Origin of the sequence: Streptomyces sp. NPDC059142 (genome assembly GCF_042755665.1) — a bacterium.
Taxonomy (GTDB): Bacteria; Actinomycetota; Actinomycetes; order Streptomycetales; family Streptomycetaceae; genus Streptomyces.
The window spans coordinates 5,082-20,747 of record NZ_JBHZDA010000011.1; the positions used below are offsets into that span (position 1 = coordinate 5,082).

Annotated in this window: 15 protein-coding genes; 8 read left to right on the top strand and 7 right to left on the bottom strand. The window is 72.1% G+C overall.

What is annotated here, in order from left to right; genetic code table 11:
- Nucleotides 1-11 precede the first annotated feature (11 nt).
- The gene (gene lon / locus ACFXPK_RS06420) at nt 12-2,390 is read left to right on the top strand and encodes an endopeptidase La (RefSeq protein WP_385072480.1); all 2,379 of its coding nucleotides are present in this window, start codon (nt 12-14) and stop codon (nt 2,388-2,390) included.
- Between the two features lie 214 nt (nt 2,391-2,604).
- Here lon and ACFXPK_RS06425 read toward each other — a convergent pair whose 3' ends face one another.
- Complete coding sequence (locus ACFXPK_RS06425; RefSeq protein ID WP_384991336.1) at nt 2,605-3,453, bottom strand: lysozyme; 849 nt, start codon at nt 3,451-3,453, stop codon at nt 2,605-2,607.
- Nucleotides 3,454-3,661: 208 nt separating this feature from the next.
- On the opposite strand from ACFXPK_RS06425, the gene ACFXPK_RS06430 reads away from it, so the two are divergent.
- Nucleotides 3,662-4,156 carry a MarR family winged helix-turn-helix transcriptional regulator gene (locus ACFXPK_RS06430; protein ID WP_385072310.1) on the top strand — a complete coding sequence of 165 codons (495 nt, stop codon included), beginning with the start codon at nt 3,662-3,664 and terminating at the stop codon, nt 4,154-4,156.
- A 98-nt stretch (nt 4,157-4,254) separates the two neighbouring features.
- On the opposite strand, the gene ACFXPK_RS06435 is transcribed toward ACFXPK_RS06430, so the two are convergent.
- On the bottom strand, nt 4,255-5,037 hold the full coding sequence (locus ACFXPK_RS06435) for a hypothetical protein (RefSeq protein ID WP_385072312.1): 783 nt from the start codon (nt 5,035-5,037) through the stop codon (nt 4,255-4,257).
- A gap of 458 nt (nt 5,038-5,495) precedes the next feature.
- On the opposite strand from ACFXPK_RS06435, the gene ACFXPK_RS06440 reads away from it, so the two are divergent.
- The 5 genes from ACFXPK_RS06440 (at nt 5,496) to ACFXPK_RS06460 (ending at nt 11,526) form a co-directional block, all read left to right on the top strand.
- On the top strand, nt 5,496-8,531 hold the full coding sequence (locus ACFXPK_RS06440; RefSeq protein WP_385072483.1) for a nitrate- and nitrite sensing domain-containing protein: 3,036 nt from the start codon (nt 5,496-5,498) through the stop codon (nt 8,529-8,531).
- A complete protein-coding gene (locus ACFXPK_RS06445) occupies nt 8,528-9,034 on the top strand; it encodes a roadblock/LC7 domain-containing protein (protein WP_384991347.1) in 507 nt (168 codons plus the stop codon). Before ACFXPK_RS06440 ends, ACFXPK_RS06445 begins: the two co-directional genes overlap by 4 nt.
- Nucleotides 9,031-9,447: a DUF742 domain-containing protein gene (locus ACFXPK_RS06450; protein ID WP_384991350.1), complete on the top strand. Its 417-nt coding sequence runs from the start codon at nt 9,031-9,033 to the stop codon at nt 9,445-9,447. The genes ACFXPK_RS06445 and ACFXPK_RS06450 overlap by 4 nt, the downstream gene beginning before the upstream one ends.
- On the top strand, nt 9,428-10,198 hold the full coding sequence (locus ACFXPK_RS06455) for an ATP/GTP-binding protein (protein WP_384991352.1): 771 nt from the start codon (nt 9,428-9,430) through the stop codon (nt 10,196-10,198). The genes ACFXPK_RS06450 and ACFXPK_RS06455 overlap by 20 nt, the downstream gene beginning before the upstream one ends.
- Before the next feature lie 101 nt (nt 10,199-10,299).
- Nucleotides 10,300-11,526 carry a styrene monooxygenase/indole monooxygenase family protein gene (locus ACFXPK_RS06460; RefSeq protein WP_385072316.1) on the top strand — a complete coding sequence of 409 codons (1,227 nt, stop codon included), beginning with the start codon at nt 10,300-10,302 and terminating at the stop codon, nt 11,524-11,526.
- A gap of 19 nt (nt 11,527-11,545) precedes the next feature.
- Here ACFXPK_RS06460 and ACFXPK_RS06465 read toward each other — a convergent pair whose 3' ends face one another.
- The 4 genes from ACFXPK_RS06465 to ACFXPK_RS06480 all read right to left on the bottom strand — a co-directional run bounded on the left by ACFXPK_RS06465 (nt 11,546) and on the right by ACFXPK_RS06480 (nt 14,341).
- Nucleotides 11,546-12,799, bottom strand: a complete 1,254-nt coding sequence (locus ACFXPK_RS06465; protein WP_385072319.1) for an NlpC/P60 family protein — start codon at nt 12,797-12,799, stop codon at nt 11,546-11,548.
- A 101-nt stretch (nt 12,800-12,900) separates the two neighbouring features.
- Nucleotides 12,901-13,194 carry a hypothetical protein gene (locus ACFXPK_RS06470; protein WP_385072322.1) on the bottom strand — a complete coding sequence of 98 codons (294 nt, stop codon included), beginning with the start codon at nt 13,192-13,194 and terminating at the stop codon, nt 12,901-12,903.
- Between the two features lie 110 nt (nt 13,195-13,304).
- On the bottom strand, nt 13,305-13,499 hold the full coding sequence (locus tag ACFXPK_RS06475) for a DUF397 domain-containing protein (RefSeq protein ID WP_384991361.1): 195 nt from the start codon (nt 13,497-13,499) through the stop codon (nt 13,305-13,307).
- 14 nt (nt 13,500-13,513) lie between these two features.
- Nucleotides 13,514-14,341 carry a helix-turn-helix domain-containing protein gene (locus ACFXPK_RS06480; RefSeq protein ID WP_385072325.1) on the bottom strand — a complete coding sequence of 276 codons (828 nt, stop codon included), beginning with the start codon at nt 14,339-14,341 and terminating at the stop codon, nt 13,514-13,516.
- A gap of 66 nt (nt 14,342-14,407) precedes the next feature.
- Here ACFXPK_RS06480 and ACFXPK_RS06485 point away from each other — a divergent pair, with 66 nt between their 5' ends.
- Nucleotides 14,408-14,665 carry a hypothetical protein gene (locus ACFXPK_RS06485; RefSeq protein ID WP_385072327.1) on the top strand — a complete coding sequence of 86 codons (258 nt, stop codon included), beginning with the start codon at nt 14,408-14,410 and terminating at the stop codon, nt 14,663-14,665.
- A 60-nt stretch (nt 14,666-14,725) separates the two neighbouring features.
- On the opposite strand, the gene ACFXPK_RS06490 is transcribed toward ACFXPK_RS06485, so the two are convergent.
- Nucleotides 14,726-15,628 (bottom strand): diiron oxygenase, encoded by a 903-nt coding sequence (locus ACFXPK_RS06490; RefSeq protein WP_385072486.1) that lies wholly within the window; start codon nt 15,626-15,628, stop codon nt 14,726-14,728.
- Nucleotides 15,629-15,666: the final 38 nt, after the last annotated feature.

Genomic DNA, 15,666 nt, shown 5'->3' on the forward strand with positions numbered 1-15,666 from the left:
GCCTCGGCTCGGTGTTGGTGTGCCCGGGATTGGTGGGGCCTCACTATGTGCCCGCCGCCGTGGCCCGCGCCGCGGTGTCGCCCCCCCAGGGCCCCCCCCGGGACGGGGGCGGCGACGGTGCGGGCGGCGGGGGCAAGCCCCGGGTGCTGCTCGTGCCGCGTATCGACGGGAGCTACGCCGGGACCGGCGTGCTCGGGACCGTCGAGCAGGTCGGCCGGCTCTCCGACGGGGACCCGGGCGCGCTGATCCGCGGCCGGGGCCGCGTGCGGATCGGGGCCGGTACGAGCGGGCCCGGCGCCGCCCTCTGGGTGGAGGGCATCGGCGTCGACGAGAGCGCGCCCGAGCCGCTGCCCGGCGCCGTGACCGAGCTGGTCACCGAGTACAAGGCGCTGGCCACCGACTGGCTGAAGAAGCGCGGCGCCTGGCAGGTGGTCGACCGCGTCCAGCAGATCGACGACGTCTCGGCGCTCGCCGACAACTCCGGCTACTCGCCGTTCCTCTCCACCGCCCAGAAGGTCGCCCTGCTGGAGACCACCGACCCGGTCGCCCGGCTGCGGCTCGCCACCCAGCAGCTCCGTGAACACCTCGCCGAGCAGGACGTCGCCGAGTCCATCGCCAAGGACGTCCAGGAAGGCGTCGACAAGCAGCAGCGCGAGTTCCTGCTGCGGCGCCAGCTCGACGCCGTACGCAAGGAGCTGCGCGAGCTGAACGGCGGGGCCGCCGACGGGGCGGACGAGTCCGACGACTACCGGACCCGCGTCGAGGCCGCCGACCTCCCCGAGAAGGTACGGGAGGCCGCGCTCAAGGAGGTCGACAAGCTGGAGCGCTCCTCCGACCAGAGCCCCGAGGGCTCCTGGATCCGCACCTGGCTCGACACCGTCCTGGAACTGCCGTGGAACGAACGGACCGAGGACAGTTACGACATCAAGGGCGCCCAGTCCGTCCTGGACGCCGAACACGCCGGTCTGGACGATGTGAAGGAGCGCATCACCGAGTACCTGGCCGTGCGCAAGCGCCGCGCGGACCGCGGGCTCGGGGTCGTCGGCGGCCGGCGCGGCGGCGCCGTCCTGGCCCTCGTCGGGCCGCCCGGGGTCGGCAAGACCTCGCTGGGCGAGAGCGTCGCGCACGCCATGGGGCGGAAGTTCGTCCGGGTCGCGCTCGGCGGCGTACGGGACGAGGCGGAGATCCGCGGCCACCGGCGTACGTACGTCGGCGCGCTGCCGGGCCGTATCGTCCGGGCCGTCAAGGAGGCCGGTTCGATGAACCCGGTCGTCCTGCTCGACGAGATCGACAAGGTCGGCTCCGACTTCCGCGGCGACCCCGCCGCGGCCCTGCTCGAAGTACTCGACCCCGCACAGAACCACACCTTCCGCGACCACTACCTGGAGGTCGAACTCGACCTGTCCGACGTGGTCTTCCTCGCCACGGCCAACGTCCTGGAGGCCATCCCCGAGGCGCTGCTCGACCGTATGGAGCTGGTGCGGCTCGACGGCTACACGGAGGACGAGAAGATCGTCATCGCCCGGGACCACCTGCTGCCCCGGCAGCTTGAGCGCGCGGGCCTGGAGCCCGGCGAGGTCACCCTGGAGGACGGCGCGCTGCGCAGGCTCGCGGGCGAGTACACCCGCGAGGCGGGCGTACGGAACCTGGAACGCTCCATCGCCCGGCTGCTCCGCAAGATCGCGGCCGAACACGAACTCGGCGACCGCGAGCTGCCGTCCACCCTCGGCCCGGACGATCTGCGCGGGCTGATCGGACGGCCGCACCACGTACCGGAGTCCGCGCAGGACCCGGCGGAGCGCCGCACGGCGGTCCCGGGGGTGGCGACCGGACTCGCCGTCACGGGCGCGGGCGGGGACGTGCTCTTCGTGGAGGCGTCGCTCGCCGACGCCGAGACGGGCGGCTCGGGGCTGACCCTGACCGGACAGCTCGGTGACGTGATGAAGGAGTCGGCGCAGATCGCGCTCTCCTTCCTGCGCTCGCACGGCGCGGAGCTGGAGCTGCCGGTGGCCGATCTGAAGGACCGGGGCGTGCACATCCACTTCCCGGCGGGCGCGGTGCCGAAGGACGGCCCGAGCGCGGGCATCACGATGACGACGGCGCTGGCCTCGCTGCTGAGCGGCCGTCAGGTCCGTACGGACGTGGCCATGACCGGCGAGGTCTCGCTCACCGGCCGGGTGCTGCCCATCGGCGGGCTGAAGCAGAAGCTGCTGGCCGCCCACCGCGCGGGCATCACGACCGTCGTGATCCCCAAGCGGAACGAGGCCGACCTGGACGACGTCCCGGCCGAGATCCTCGACACGCTGGAGGTCCACCCGGTGACGGACGTCCGCCAGGTCCTGGAGCTGGCGCTCGCCCCGGCGGAGGTGCGGGTCCCCGCGGCGGCCTGATCTCCCCGGCCTGATCCCCGCGGCCTGATCCAGGCCGCCGGGCCTCGGGTCCGCCGTGGCCCCGGACTCCCGGGACCGACCGGACCGCCCGGGTCCACCGGGCTCCCCGGCTCCCGGGACCGACCGGACCGCCCGGACCGCCCGGACCGCCCGGCGTCACCTGACCGCCCGGCCTCTCGACCGAGGGGCCGGGCGGTTTCCTGCGTACGGCGGGTCAGCCGTTGGCCAGCGCCTGTACGCGGTCCAGCGCCCCGTTGAACCGGTTGTGGTCGCCCACGATCGGCCCCGTCGACGTGTACTGCCAGATCGTCTGGAAGCCCCACCCGGCGGGCAGCTCACCGACCGTCGTGTCGTACCGGGCGATCCAGAGCGGGTTGGTGGTGCCGAAGCCCGCGTAGTTGCCCGTGCACGTCTTCCACCAGCTCGTCGCCGTGTAGATCACGGCGTCCCGGCCGGTGCGTGCCCGGTAGGTGTTCGCGAAGTCCCGGATCCAGTCGACCATCTGCGACGCCGTCTTGCCGTAGCAGGTCGCGCCGTACGGGTTCCACTCGATGTCGAGGACGCCCGGCAGGGTCCTGCCGTCGGGCGACCAGCCGCCCCCGTTGTCCACGAAGTAGTTGGCCTGGTTGGCGCCGCTGGAGTCGTTGGGCGTACCGAAGTGGTACGTGCCGCGGATCATGCCCACGTTGTACGAGCCGTTGTACTGCTGGGTGAAGGACGTGTTCTTGTAGTAGTTCCCCTCGGTGGCCTTCACGTAGGCCCACTTCACCCCGCTGTTCCACAGGGCCGGCCAGTCGACGTTCCCCTGGTGGCTGGAGACGTCGACGCCCTCCGTCTGGGCGGCACGGCCGTCCCGGGGCAGCGGCCCCTGGCCGTCGTGGGCGATGACGCCCATGCCCATGTGGGCCGAGCCGCGCGTGGGGATGTCCGCGGGCGGGTCCGCCGGGTGGGGGGCCGCGCTCGCCGCACCGGGGAGAGCGAGGAGCAGGGCGAGAGTGGCGGGGAGGGCGGCGGCCGCGACGACCCTGGAGCGGCCTGAAACGCGGGATCTGGGGACGGGCATGGGTGTGCCTCCGAAGACCTCGGTGGGGGGAGATCATGACCTGGCGACATGTCAGTGGAGTGAACATGTCAGTATTGAAGCTACGCACGTAGACCCGGACGGCGGAAGGGTGCCACGCCGGTGCCGTTGGTATAAACCCCTGAAATACTGAACAAGCTGCGGCAATAGCCGTCTGCGAAAGAAACTTTCAGGAGCGGAAAAGCGCGCGATGGCTGCTGACGTGCACGGAAGCGGTACGGAACCGGAACGGGACCTTGCCGGGACGAGTGGTGTGGACCACGAATTCCTCGCCCTCGAACAGGAACTGGCGGTCTTTCTCCGCCGCGCCCGTGCCAACTCCGGCGAAATGGCCCGCGAGGTCCATCCGGATCTGGAACCGGCGGCTTATGGGCTGCTGCTGCGCCTGGAGAGCGGCGGCGCCCAGCGGGCCACCGAACTCGCCGCGTACTTCGGCGTCGGCAAGGCCACCATGAGCCGTCAGCTCCGCGCCCTGGAGGAGCTGGGGCTGGTGAGCCGAGAGCCCGATCCCGCCGACGGGCGCGCCTGGCTCATCCGTATCACCGACGAGGGCGGGAACCGCTTCCGCCGGGTCCGGGGCGCGCGCAGGGAGCGGTACGTGGAGAAGCTGGCCGGCTGGGACCGTACGGAGATCGCCGAACTGGCCCGCCTGCTGCACCAGCTCAACGCCACCGCCGAGAGCTGAGCCACCGCCGAGCCACCCCCGCGCCATCGGGGAGAGCTGAGCCCCCGGACCCGCGCCGCCCCGGACCAGAGCGGCCCCCGGGGCGGCGCTGCCGCCGCTCACAGCTCCACGTACGTCACCGTCGCGTCGTCGCTCGTCTTCCCCCTGCGGAACGCCGTCCCGTCCGGATCCGCCGACTCCGCCGCCCGCACCCGGTCGATCAGCTCCTGCGGGCCGCTCTTGCGCACCAGCGCCAGACAGTCCGCCCAGCCGCCCTCCCGGAAGACCTCCACCCACCGGGTCGCGCCGTCCGTCAGCGCGAGCAGGGTCCGTACCTCCGCCGCCGGGGTGCGGCCAGTCACGGCGCGCTCCGCGACCGACGGGTCCGCCGCCGCCGTGAAGAAGCCGCCCTCCGCGTTGCGCAGGGCGTCCGTCGCGGCGACCGAGCGCAGCACCTCGCGCGGGACGCGGTCCAGACGGTCGTCCAGCACCGCCCGTACCGCCCCGTCCGGGGACTCCAGCAGCAGGGTCGAGTCGGAGAGCACGAGATGTTCGACCGTGTCCCGGCCCCAGCGCGCCAGGACGACGGTGGCCTGCGGAGTACGTGCGTGAGAAAGGTCACAGGTGTCCCGGTGAGCGTCCGCCGTGCGGCCGATCGAACGGGCGAGTACCTGTGCCAGCGTCATATCCCGTCGTGAACCGGACAGTTCCAGGAGCGCCCCGCCCAGCCTGGCCGTGAACCACGGCACGCCGTGCACACAACCGTCGTCACCTGCGGGTGGTGTCACCCCGTCCAGCACCACCAGCGCACCGCCCTCGCCCGCCGCGGGCACCGCCACGCCTGCCCAGTCCTCATTGGGGCGGGCGGCGTGACCGGGGGAGGTGGCCTGTTCGACGCGCATGGGCACCAGTGTGCCTGACCCGTCGCACCTCCCGCAGGAATCCTTCACATTCCCCACACGACATGTCGGTCTCCTCGACGCGCCTGGTCAACCGCTGTGATTCGGTCAGAATGAGAGGGTGTCCGAGCGTCGGAGGAGCGGACGGAGCGGACCGCTCCGGCGGTACGGGCGGCCCCGGCGAGCTGCGGGCGGGCATCCTGCCAAAGCCCGCCCGGAAGGTCCACCTGGCATGCCGTGTTCCAGCAGCCGCCCGGCGGGGAAGAGTTGTTCGCCAACTCGTCGTGATGTTCACTCGTCCAGGTGGCGGAGCGGCCGATGCGCGCCTTCCTCCCCGGAGCGCTGGAATGGTCGGCAGCCGAAAGCCAAACCAGGGGTGGGGGTGGGGTTACCGCGTTGAACAGACCGGACCGGCCGTCACCTCTGCTTCATGGGCGGACGAGTCAAGAATGCGAGCACCGGTGCAGAAGAAGCGGCCTCGGGGCAACAGTGTCACGGCCAACGGCGCTGTGACACCTACCGGTACCGGCACGGCCGGTGAGGCCACCACAGCGGCCACCACGGCGCGGGCAGAGGCGGTGAAGCCTCCGGAAGGACGCCGAGTGCGGGTACGCAACCGGCTGGTCGCCGGGGTCGCCTTCGTGGGCATCACGGTCGTCGTGGCCGGCGCCCCCGCCGTACTGACCGCGTCCGCAGACCTCAAGGACGCCCAGAACCTGGTCACCCTCGCGGAGCTGAACCAGCAGGCCGTCACCCTCAGCCACTCCCTCGCGGACGAACGCGACGAGGTCGTCGTCTACATCGCCGCCGGCCGCGACGAGCAGCCCGGCGGTACGGACGAGGAGAAGGCCGAGTACACGATCTCCGAGACGCGCAGCGCCCGCGTCGACCGCCAGATCGACGAGATCCGCACCGCCGCCTCGGCCTCCCCCGGACTACTGCGCGACCTCTCCACCGTCCCCTCCATCCGGCGCGCCGCCCTCACCGGCAAGGGCTCGGCGATGGAGGCGTACCGCGCGTACTCCGAGGTCATCGCCAAACTCCAGGCCCTCGCCGACGAGCTGGCCGAGAACACCCCGCCCGAGGCCGCCGACGGCACCCGCGCCCCCGCCGCCCTCGGCCGCGCCGTCGAGCAGGCGTCCGCGACCCGCGGGCTGCTGCTGGCCGCGCTCGCCGTGCCGGGCCCCACCACCACGGCCCCGCAGTACGACCCGGTCACCGGGCTGCCCGTCGAGTCGTCGGCCGACGCCGACAGCAAGAAGAACGACCAGGTACGCGACGAACTCAGCGCCGACGCCCAGAAGTCACGCGTCCGCGAACTCGGCGCGCTGGCCGACTTCGACCAGAGCGCCGACACCGCCGCCCGCGAATCCCTCACCTCCACCGTCACCGGAGCCGACGTCAAGACGGCCGAGAGCTATCTGACCCGCCTCACCGACCGGCCCGAACTCTCCGAGTCCGACCGCAAGGCCGACCACGACAAGGTCGAGTCCGCGCTCTCCGCCCGGATCGACCAGATGCGCGGCGTCGAGTCGAGCCTCGGAGCCGGCCAGATCGAGCGCCTGGCCCAGATCCGCGACGACGACGTCACCGGCCTCGAACTCCAGATCGCCCTCCTCGGCGGCTGCCTGATCATCGCGGTCGGCGTCTCCACCGCCGTCGCCCGTACGCTCACCCGGCCGCTCGCGGTCGTACGCCTCGGCGCCGCCCGGCTCTCCGCCGCGCCCGCCACCGAGGAACCGATCCGCTTCACCGGCCGCAACGACGAGTTCGCGCAGGTCGTACGGTCCGTCAACGCCCTCCACCTCAAGCTGCTCGACCTCGCGGGCCGCGCCGAACGGCTCGACAGCGACCGCAGCGATCTGCTCGGCGCCCGCGAGAAGGTCGACGAGCAGCGCGCCGAACTCCAGGACCGTACGGCCGAACTCACCGCCCAGCTCCAGCGGCTGCGCCACACCGTCCACCACACCTTCGTCAACCTCTCGCTGCGCACGCTCGGCCTGGTCGAGCGGCAGCTCGGTGTCATCGAGGGCCTGGAGGACCGCGAGCAGGACCCGGAGCGGCTCGCCACCCTCTTCAAGCTCGACCACATGGCGACCGTCATGCGGCGCCACAGCGAGAACCTGCTCGTGCTCGCCGGCCACGACCGCGGCCACGGCCCCACCGGGCCCGTCCCGCTCGTGGACGTGCTGCGCGCCGCCGTCAGCGAGATCGAGCGGTACGAGCGCGTCGTCATCCAGGAACTGCCCTCGCACACCCAGGTGGCCGGCTTCGCCGCCGACGACCTGAGCCATCTCGTCGCGGAACTGCTGGAGAACGCCGCGTCGTTCGCGCCGCCCGAGACCGAGGTGCGGCTCTCCGGCTGGATGCTGGAGAGCGGCGAGGTGATGCTCTCCGTACAGGACCAGGGCATCGGGATGTCCGTGGAACGGCTCGCCGAGCTGAACGCGCGGCTCGCCGACCCGGATAGCCCCGGCGAGCCGCCGCGCGGGCCCCGGGGCGGCGAGGGCGAAGGGCTCGGGCTGCGCGTCGCCGCGCTGCTCGCGGCGCGCCACGGCGTCCAGGTCGAGCTGCGGGAGCACCAGCAGGGCGGGGTCGCCGCGATCGTCGTCCTGCCCACGTCGCTGCTGCCCGCCGTGGCGCCCGCGCCCGTACCGCCGGTCACCGTCCAGCCCGACGCCGCGCCCGCCGCGGCGGCGGCCGAGGCACCCGCCGCCCTGCCCACCCGTACGTCCCGGGCCCGGGACAAGGACGGGGAGCGCGACCCGCTGGTGGTCGCCGCCGAGGCGGCGATCCGCCGCGCGGAGGCGGCGAAGCGCGCCGAGGCCGAACGTGCCGCCGCCCAGGGCCAGACCCAGGGCCGGACCCAGGCCCAGGCACCCGTACCGGCCCAGGCCCCGGCCCCCGCGGCGGAAGCGGCGGCGGACCGTACGGAGCCCGACACCGCCCCGTACGGCATCGGCCCCGACCGCCACGAGCGCGTCCCCGACACCGCGCCGCGCGCCACCGGCGCCGACCAGGACACCTTCCAGATGCGGCTGCCCAGGCCGCCCGCACAGCCCGCCGGGCCCGGCCGCACGGCCGGCGCCCCCGGCGGCACCCCTGATTCACCCGATACCCCCCACAACCCCGGTCCTTCCGTTCCCCCCAGGGCTCCGGACACCGCCGTCGAAGGCGGCGCCGGAGACGGCGCCGGACGGGGCGCGGGATCCCTCACCGTCAAAGGGCTCCCCAAGCGCACCCCTCGCGTCCTCAAGCCCGCCGCCGCGCCCACCAGTCGCACCGGCAGCGTCGACCCCGAGGCCCTGCGACGCAGGCTCGGCGGCTTCCAGCAGGGAGTGATCGAGGGCCGCCGCGATGTCGCGGCGGAACTGGGCGCCGACGCGGAAACGGACGCCGAGGCGGGATCCACGGAGCAGACCCCACCCTCGGAGCGGACTCCGGAGACGGACACGGGAGAGACGACGGGGGAGACAGTCAAGGAGGCACGCAGTTGACTGCGACCGGCGCAGGCACAGACACAGGCACGTACGGGCTGAGCAGCGAGGCCCGTGATCTGCACTGGCTCTTGAGCAACCTCGTCGAGGAGGTACCTGGCGTCCACGCGGTCGCCGTCGTCTCGTCCGACGGACTGCTGCTGCTCTCCTCCGACCCCGGCAGAACCGCCGAGGCGGCCGCCGCCTCCGCCGCCCACGAGGGAGGCCCGCGCGGCTCCAGCGCGGACCTCGCCACCATCGTCTCGGGCATCGGCAGCCTCACCCTCGGCGCCGCGAAGCTGATGGACGGCGGCGGCGTCAAGCAGACCATGATCGCCATGGAGGAGGGCAGCGTCTTCGTCATGGCGATCAGCGACGGTTCACTCCTCGGCGTGCACGCCACCCCCGACTGCGACATGAGCGTCATCGCCTACCACATGGCGCTCTTCGTCGGCCGGGCCGGACACAAGCTCACCCCGGAGCTGCGCGACGAATTGCGGGCCTCGGTGGAGGGAACCGGATGACCCCGGCCGCCGGTGCCGCGCGCCGGCTGCCGGTGCGCGGCGCGGACCGCGGGCCCTCCACCCGTGTGCGCCCGTACTCGCTGACCGGCGGACGGACCCGCTCCGGGCACGTCCTCCAGGTGGAGACGTTCGTGGCCGCGCTCGAACCGGGCGAGGTCCGCAGGGAACTGACGGACGGCGGGGCCCCGTCCCGCGTCATGCCGGAAATGCTCGCCATCGTCGAGCTGTGCCGGCGGATGCGTACCGTCGCCGAGGTCTCGGCGCTGCTCAAGATGCCGCTGGGCGTGGTCCGGGTACTCCTCGGCGACCTGGCCGATCAGGGAAAGATCCGTGTGTACGGAACCGGTCACGAGACCGAACAGCCGGACCACGCGTTGCTGGAAAGGGTGCTGAGTGGACTCCGCCGTCTCTGACGTCACCGAAGTATCGGACGTCACCGCCGCCTCCGGGCGTGCTTCCGTACGGGAGGCCGCACCGGCGCCCGTACGGGAAACCGGACCCGACCCCGTAGGGGAGCCGGTATCCGAACGCGTAGGGGAGGCGGAGCCCGAACCGGAGTCCGGGTCGTCACCCGAGCCCGAGGAGAAGCTCCAGGCCTGGCAGAAGGACCGTACCCGCGCACCGATCTCCACCAAGATCGTGATCGCGGGCGGGTTCGGCGTGGGCAAGACGACCTTCGTCGGCGCGGTCTCGGAGATCCCCCCGCTCCAGACCGAGGCGCTGATGACCGAGGCCAGCGCCGGCATCGACGACCTCAGCGCGACGCCCGACAAGCTCACCACCACCGTCGCGATGGACTACGGGCGCATCACCCTCGACGACGACCTCGTCCTGTACCTCTTCGGCACCCCCGGCCAGCAGCGCTTCTGGTTCATGTGGGACGACCTGGTGCGCGGCGCGATCGGCGCGATCGTGCTGGCGGACACCCGCCGCCTCTCCGACTGCTTCCCGGCGCTGGACTACTTCGAGAGCTGCGGACTCCCGTACATCGTGGCGGTCAACCGCTTCGACGGCACCGACGAGTTCGCACCGGACGATGTACGCGACGCCTTGACGATTCCGTCGAGCATCCCTGTAATGATCATGGACGCGCGGGACCGGAGCACGGCCGTCGACGCGCTGCTGGGACTGGTGCGCCACGCGTTGCAGTTCTCTCCCGAGTAGGGCCCGGGCCGGCGCCGTCGCCGCGTCCGGGCCGCCGCGCGCGCCCGTACGCCTCCTGGCGTACGCCGCCGCACCACCCACGCAACGGAGACAGCGCCCCCATGCGGAAGATACTCGTCGTCGGAGCCGGCCAGTCCGGGCTCCAGCTCGCCCTCGGACTGCTGGCGCGGGGGTACGGGGTCACCCTCATGTCCAACCGCACGGCGGACGAGATACGGTCCGGCCGGGTCATGTCCACGCAGGTCATGTTCGACACCGCCCTCCAGCACGAACGCGACCTCGGTCTCCACTTCTGGGAGGCGCAGGCGCCGCGCGCGGAGGGGCTGGGCGTCTCCGTCGCCGGACCGGACTCCGCGCGCGCCGTCGACTGGGTCGGGGCGCTCGACGGGTACGCCCAATCCGTCGACCAGCGCGTCAAGATGGCCGGCTGGCTGGACACCTTCGCGCGGCGCGGCGGCCAGTTGGTCATCCACGGGGCGGCGGTCTCCGACCTGGACCACTTCTCCCGTACGTACGACCTGGTCCTGATCTCGGCGGGCAAGGGCGAACTGGTCTCGCTCTTCCCCCGCGACGCCGCCCGCTCCCCGTACGACGCCCCGCAGCGCGCGCTGGCGGTCAGTTACGTCCACGGGCTGGGGCCGCGCCCCGAGCACCCCGCGTACGACGCGGTCCGCTGCAACCTGGTGCCGGGCGTCGGCGAACTCTTCGTGATGCCGACCCTCACCACCTCGGGCCGCGCGGACATCCTCTTCTGGGAGGGGATCCCCGGCGGCCCGCTCGACGTCTTCCAGGGCATCAAGGACCCCGCCGAACACCTCGCCCTCACCCTGCGGCTGATGGAACGCTTCACCCCCTGGGAGTACGCCCGCGCCACGAAGGCCGAACCGACCGACGCCGGCTCCACCCTCACGGGCCGGTACACCCCGACGGTACGCACACCGGTCGGCCGGCTCCCGAGCGGCGGGCTCGTCCTCGGCGTCGCGGACGTCGTCGTCACCAACGACCCGATCACCGGCCAGGGCGCCAACACGGCCGCGAAGTGCGCCGCCTCGTACCTCGACTCCATCGTGGAACACGGCGACAAGCCGTTCGACGAGGCGTGGATGCGCACGGCGTTCGACCGGTTCTGGGAACAGGCGCGGCACGCCACCAGGTGGACCAACGCGATGCTCAGCCCCCCGCCCCGGCACGTCCTCGACCTGATCGCCGCAGGGTCGCGGCACCAGCGGGTCGCGGACCGCTTCGCCAACGGCTTCGACGACCCGTCGGACTTCGAGCACTTCTTCTACGACCCGGAGAAGACAGCCGCCTACCTGGCCTCCGTGTGAGGGCGCCCGGGGCCGCCCCTCAGCTCTCCCCGAAGCCCGCGTCGGACCCCTCCGTCGCCCCCTGCGGCAGCGGCGGCGGACTGTACGCGCCCGGGGCCAGCGCGGCGCCGTCCGGGTCCGGGCGTACGGCGCCCAGCAGGGGGTTCGCGGCGATGGGGGAGACCTTGACATGGGCCCCCGGGCGCGGTGCCTGGATCACCATGCCGTCGCCCAGGTAGATCGCGACATGTGTGGCCTCGGGGAAGTAGACCACCAGGTCGCCGGGGCGCAGCTCGTGCAGCGGGATCCTGGGGAGGTCGCGCCACTGCTCCTGACTGGTACGGGGGATGGCGAGCCCGGCGTGCGCCCACGCCTGCGAGGTGAGCCCCGAGCAGTCGTACGAACCGGGCCCCTCCGCGCCCCACTCGTACGGCTTGCCGATCTGCGCGGCGGCGAACTCCACCGCCCGGCCGCCCGCCGCGGACGGCATGCCCGGTGCCCCGCCGGGGGCGCCCGGGGGTCCCGCCGCGCCGGTGGTGTTCCCGAGGGCGCCGGAGCCGATCAGCTCGCGCTGGGCCCGCTCCGTACCGGACCTCTCCAGCGCGGCGATCGAGGCGATCTCCGTACCGCTGAGCGAGGCGAGCAGCTTCTCGACCTGCCGGAGCCGGGAACCGACCGTGTCGCGCTGCTTCTTCTGCCGCGCCACGAGCTGCCGCTGCCGGTCGAGAGCCGTACGGGACGCGCCCGCGAGCGCCTCGGCGCGCTGCTCGCCGGCCGTCAGCCCCCGCATCGTACGGGCCCGCGACCGGGCGACCCGCTCCAGCAGATGGCCGTCGTCCAGGAGGTGCGCGGCGTCGGGGGAGAGGAGCAGCCGCAGATAGTCGGAGAGGTCGGACTGGCCCTGGTACTGCCGCCGCGCCAACAGCCCCGCGTCCCCCCGGCTCCGCTCCAGCGCGGCCCGCGCCCGCGCCAGATCCCCCGCCAGCTTCCGCGCCTCGACGCGCTGCCGGATCAGCTCGACCTCGGTGGCGTTGTACGCCTCGGTCGCCTGCTCGGTCTGCCGGTAGAGAAGCTGGAGCCGCCCCAGCAGCCCGGAGACGGTACGGGGAGGCGCCCCGAGGCCGTCCACCGCCGCTGATGCCGATGCCGATGCCGATGCCGACGGTACGGGTACGGGTACGGGTACGGCCGGGGTCGGCCCCGGGGCGCCGTACGCGGGGACCGGCACCGCGACGAGGAGGGTCACGGTGGCCAGCGCGGCCGTACAGACGGATCGCAGCACTCTTCCTGACACGCCATCACCTCCGGTTGCGGGACAAGGCGTCCAGTACTAAGAGATGACGAGGCGTCGGATGATGAGAAGAGCCGACAAATGGGCGAGGTGGCGCAAGGACATCACCCCTGCGGGAGGCCACCCCCGGAACCCCGAGGCTTCGACCACGGCCACCTGGGGCCCCGCTCGCCCCGCCCCTCAGGGACGTACACGTACTTCCAGCCGCGCTGGATCCCGAGCCGTTTGCTGTACCCGGCGGGCTCACGCCGGTACGCGTACACGGTGGGCGCGCCACCGTCGGCGGCCGGCACGGGAACCTCGTACCACTTCGGCGGATTCCCGGTCGGCCCGGTCAGCACAGGCAGAACCCGCCCGTCGAGCGGGCCACCGGCGAAGGGGGTGTTTTCGCTTCTCACGGGTCCCAGTCTGGCGCAGGGCGGCGGCTCGGGGGCGCGCCCGAACGGGCATTTCGTGCCGACGAACGTGGCGGGCTCAATGCCGGCCTCGTGGTGGTGGGCTGCCCCGCTCAGGCGAGGTGGTCGAACTCTCCGGCTTTGACGCCGCGTATGAAGGCGTGGAGTTTGTCGGGGGTGATGGTGAGGGTGGTGTCGGGGTCGTCGCTCTCGATGAGCTTGATGGTGCTGTCGGGGGCGGCGGCTACGTGGATGCAGGCGTTGCCATCGCCGCTGTAGGAGGACTTTTGCCAGTGGAGGGCGGCCATGCGCATTTCCCTTCTTACAACGCTGCCGCAACGCGGCGGATCAGATCTCGGGACTCTGATGGTTTGAGGCTACAACGCTCAATGTGGTCCAGGATGATCCGATACCTTGCCAACTGCGGCGGTGCATCAAGGAACGTCAGTCCGTGATCCGTGTCGAGCTGAACGGTGTCCAGGGCCTGAACTGCCCCGGCCATGTAGTAGATGCCGGTTCCGGCGCTCGGGAACGTGCCTGCCCCAAAAGGGACGATCGAGATGGTGATGTGCTCCAGTTCGCTCACTTCGAGCAGGTGCATGAGCTGCGCCCGGGTCACCTCGGGGCCGCCGAACCCCATGTGCAGGGCGACCTCGTGAAGGACGGTCGTCATCGGCTTTGGCTTCTCTCCGTACACCGCAACCTGCCGTTTGATCCGGAACGAGACCCTGTGTTCCACCTCATGGGGTGCGAACGGCGGCACGACATCGCTGATGACGGCGTGGGCGTAGGACCTGGTCTGGAGCAACCCGGGAATGTGGCCCATGGCTGAGGTTCGCATCGAGGTGGTGTGGTGTTCGAGTTCGGCCAGATCGAGAGCGCCCGGCGGCATCAACGTGCGGTATTCGTCCCACCATCCACGTGTGCGCCCTCCCGTCATTTCTGCCAGCGCCTCGATGTACGCCTCATCAGTGCAGCTGTAGCTCCGGGCCAGGGCGCGAACTCGGTCCGCGCCCACCGCGTAGCGCCCTGATTCGATGCTGCTGATGCGGGGCTGTGAGGAGCCGTCGAGCGCGCCCGCCTGTGCGGTTGTCAGCTCGGCCTGCTGGCGGAGCCTACGCAGCTCAGCGCCGAGACGCCGTTGCCGCACGGTGGCAGGAAGCCGCAGGACTCCGCCCTGAACTCGTTCGATTACGAGCAGGAGTTGTACGCACTCGTGCGCGATACCGCGCCCAGGCTCTTCGCCGTCGTCGTCGAATACCGCGACGGGGAAGGCGAATGGGGCCGTGACGCCGCCGTCGTCGCCTGGGGGCTGGCGCATGAGGGCGGCGGAGCCGAGGTCACGCGGGTCGGGGGCGGCGGGCAGTTGCGCCTTGCCGCGCCGGAGAACGTGGCGCGGTACTTCGGGCGCGGTGACGGATGCGCGTCCCGTGTGGTGTGGATCGGGCCGGAGACGAGCGCCTCGGCGGCCTGAGGGGGCGCTGGTCGGGTGGGGGCGGGCCCCGCCCGAACCGGCTGGTCGGGCCGCCCCTGGTCAGGCGAGGAGGCCCGAGGACTGCCACAGCTTGCGGCCCGGACCGCGTAGGACGCCTATGTCGTCCAGGAAGTCCGTCAGGCGTTTCGCGCCCGACTGCATGACCTCCCTGCGGTGGCCGCTCGCGCGGACCTGGGCGACGGCCGCGCGCCGGTCGAGGCCGATGTTCTCGTATACCTGCGAGTTGACGAAGCAGACCGAGAACACCCTGGCCGCTTGGCCGCAGCTGAGCCGGGTGAACTCCTGTTCCCAGCGTGGCGCCGTCACCATCTGGCGGCGCAACTCCTCCCGTGCGTACCGCACATGGCGCGCCTCTTCGATGACATGGATCCGGGTCACCCCGCGTACGAGGGGCTGGATCCGCTCGTCCGGGAACGTCAGCCGCTGCATCCAGTCCAGGATCTCCTCGCCGAGGAGCGTGGCCGCGAAGGAGCCCGGGGTGGTGGAGACCGTCTTCAGCACGCGCGCCATGTTGTGGTAGCGGCCCGGTACGGGGTAGGTCGGTGCCCCGCCCTTCTCGATCAGCCGCGCGAACATCATCGAGTGCCGGCACTCGTCCGCGATCTCGGTGAGCGCGTAGCGGACGTGGCTGCTGGTCACGGGCTTGTCGTAGATGTGCCTGACCAGGAGCTGCATCAGGATGATCTCGAACCAGATGCCGAGGGAGGCGAGCGAGGCGGCCTCGTGCCGGGCCAGGTCCATCCGCTGTTCCTCGGACATGGTGTGCCACAGGGGTGTGTCGTACAGCGAGACCAGCTCGGGCGGCCAGTACCACTTCCCGTCCTCGGGCGGTGCGTCCCAGTCGAGTTCCCTGTCGGGGTCGAAGGAGTGCTTGGTGGAGGCTTCGAGGAGCCGCGGGGGGCCGCGGGGGGGGGGGCGCCGCGGGGCGGGCCCGCCACGCAGGGGGGGGGGCGCCGCGAGGGGGGCACCGGGGCAAGCGG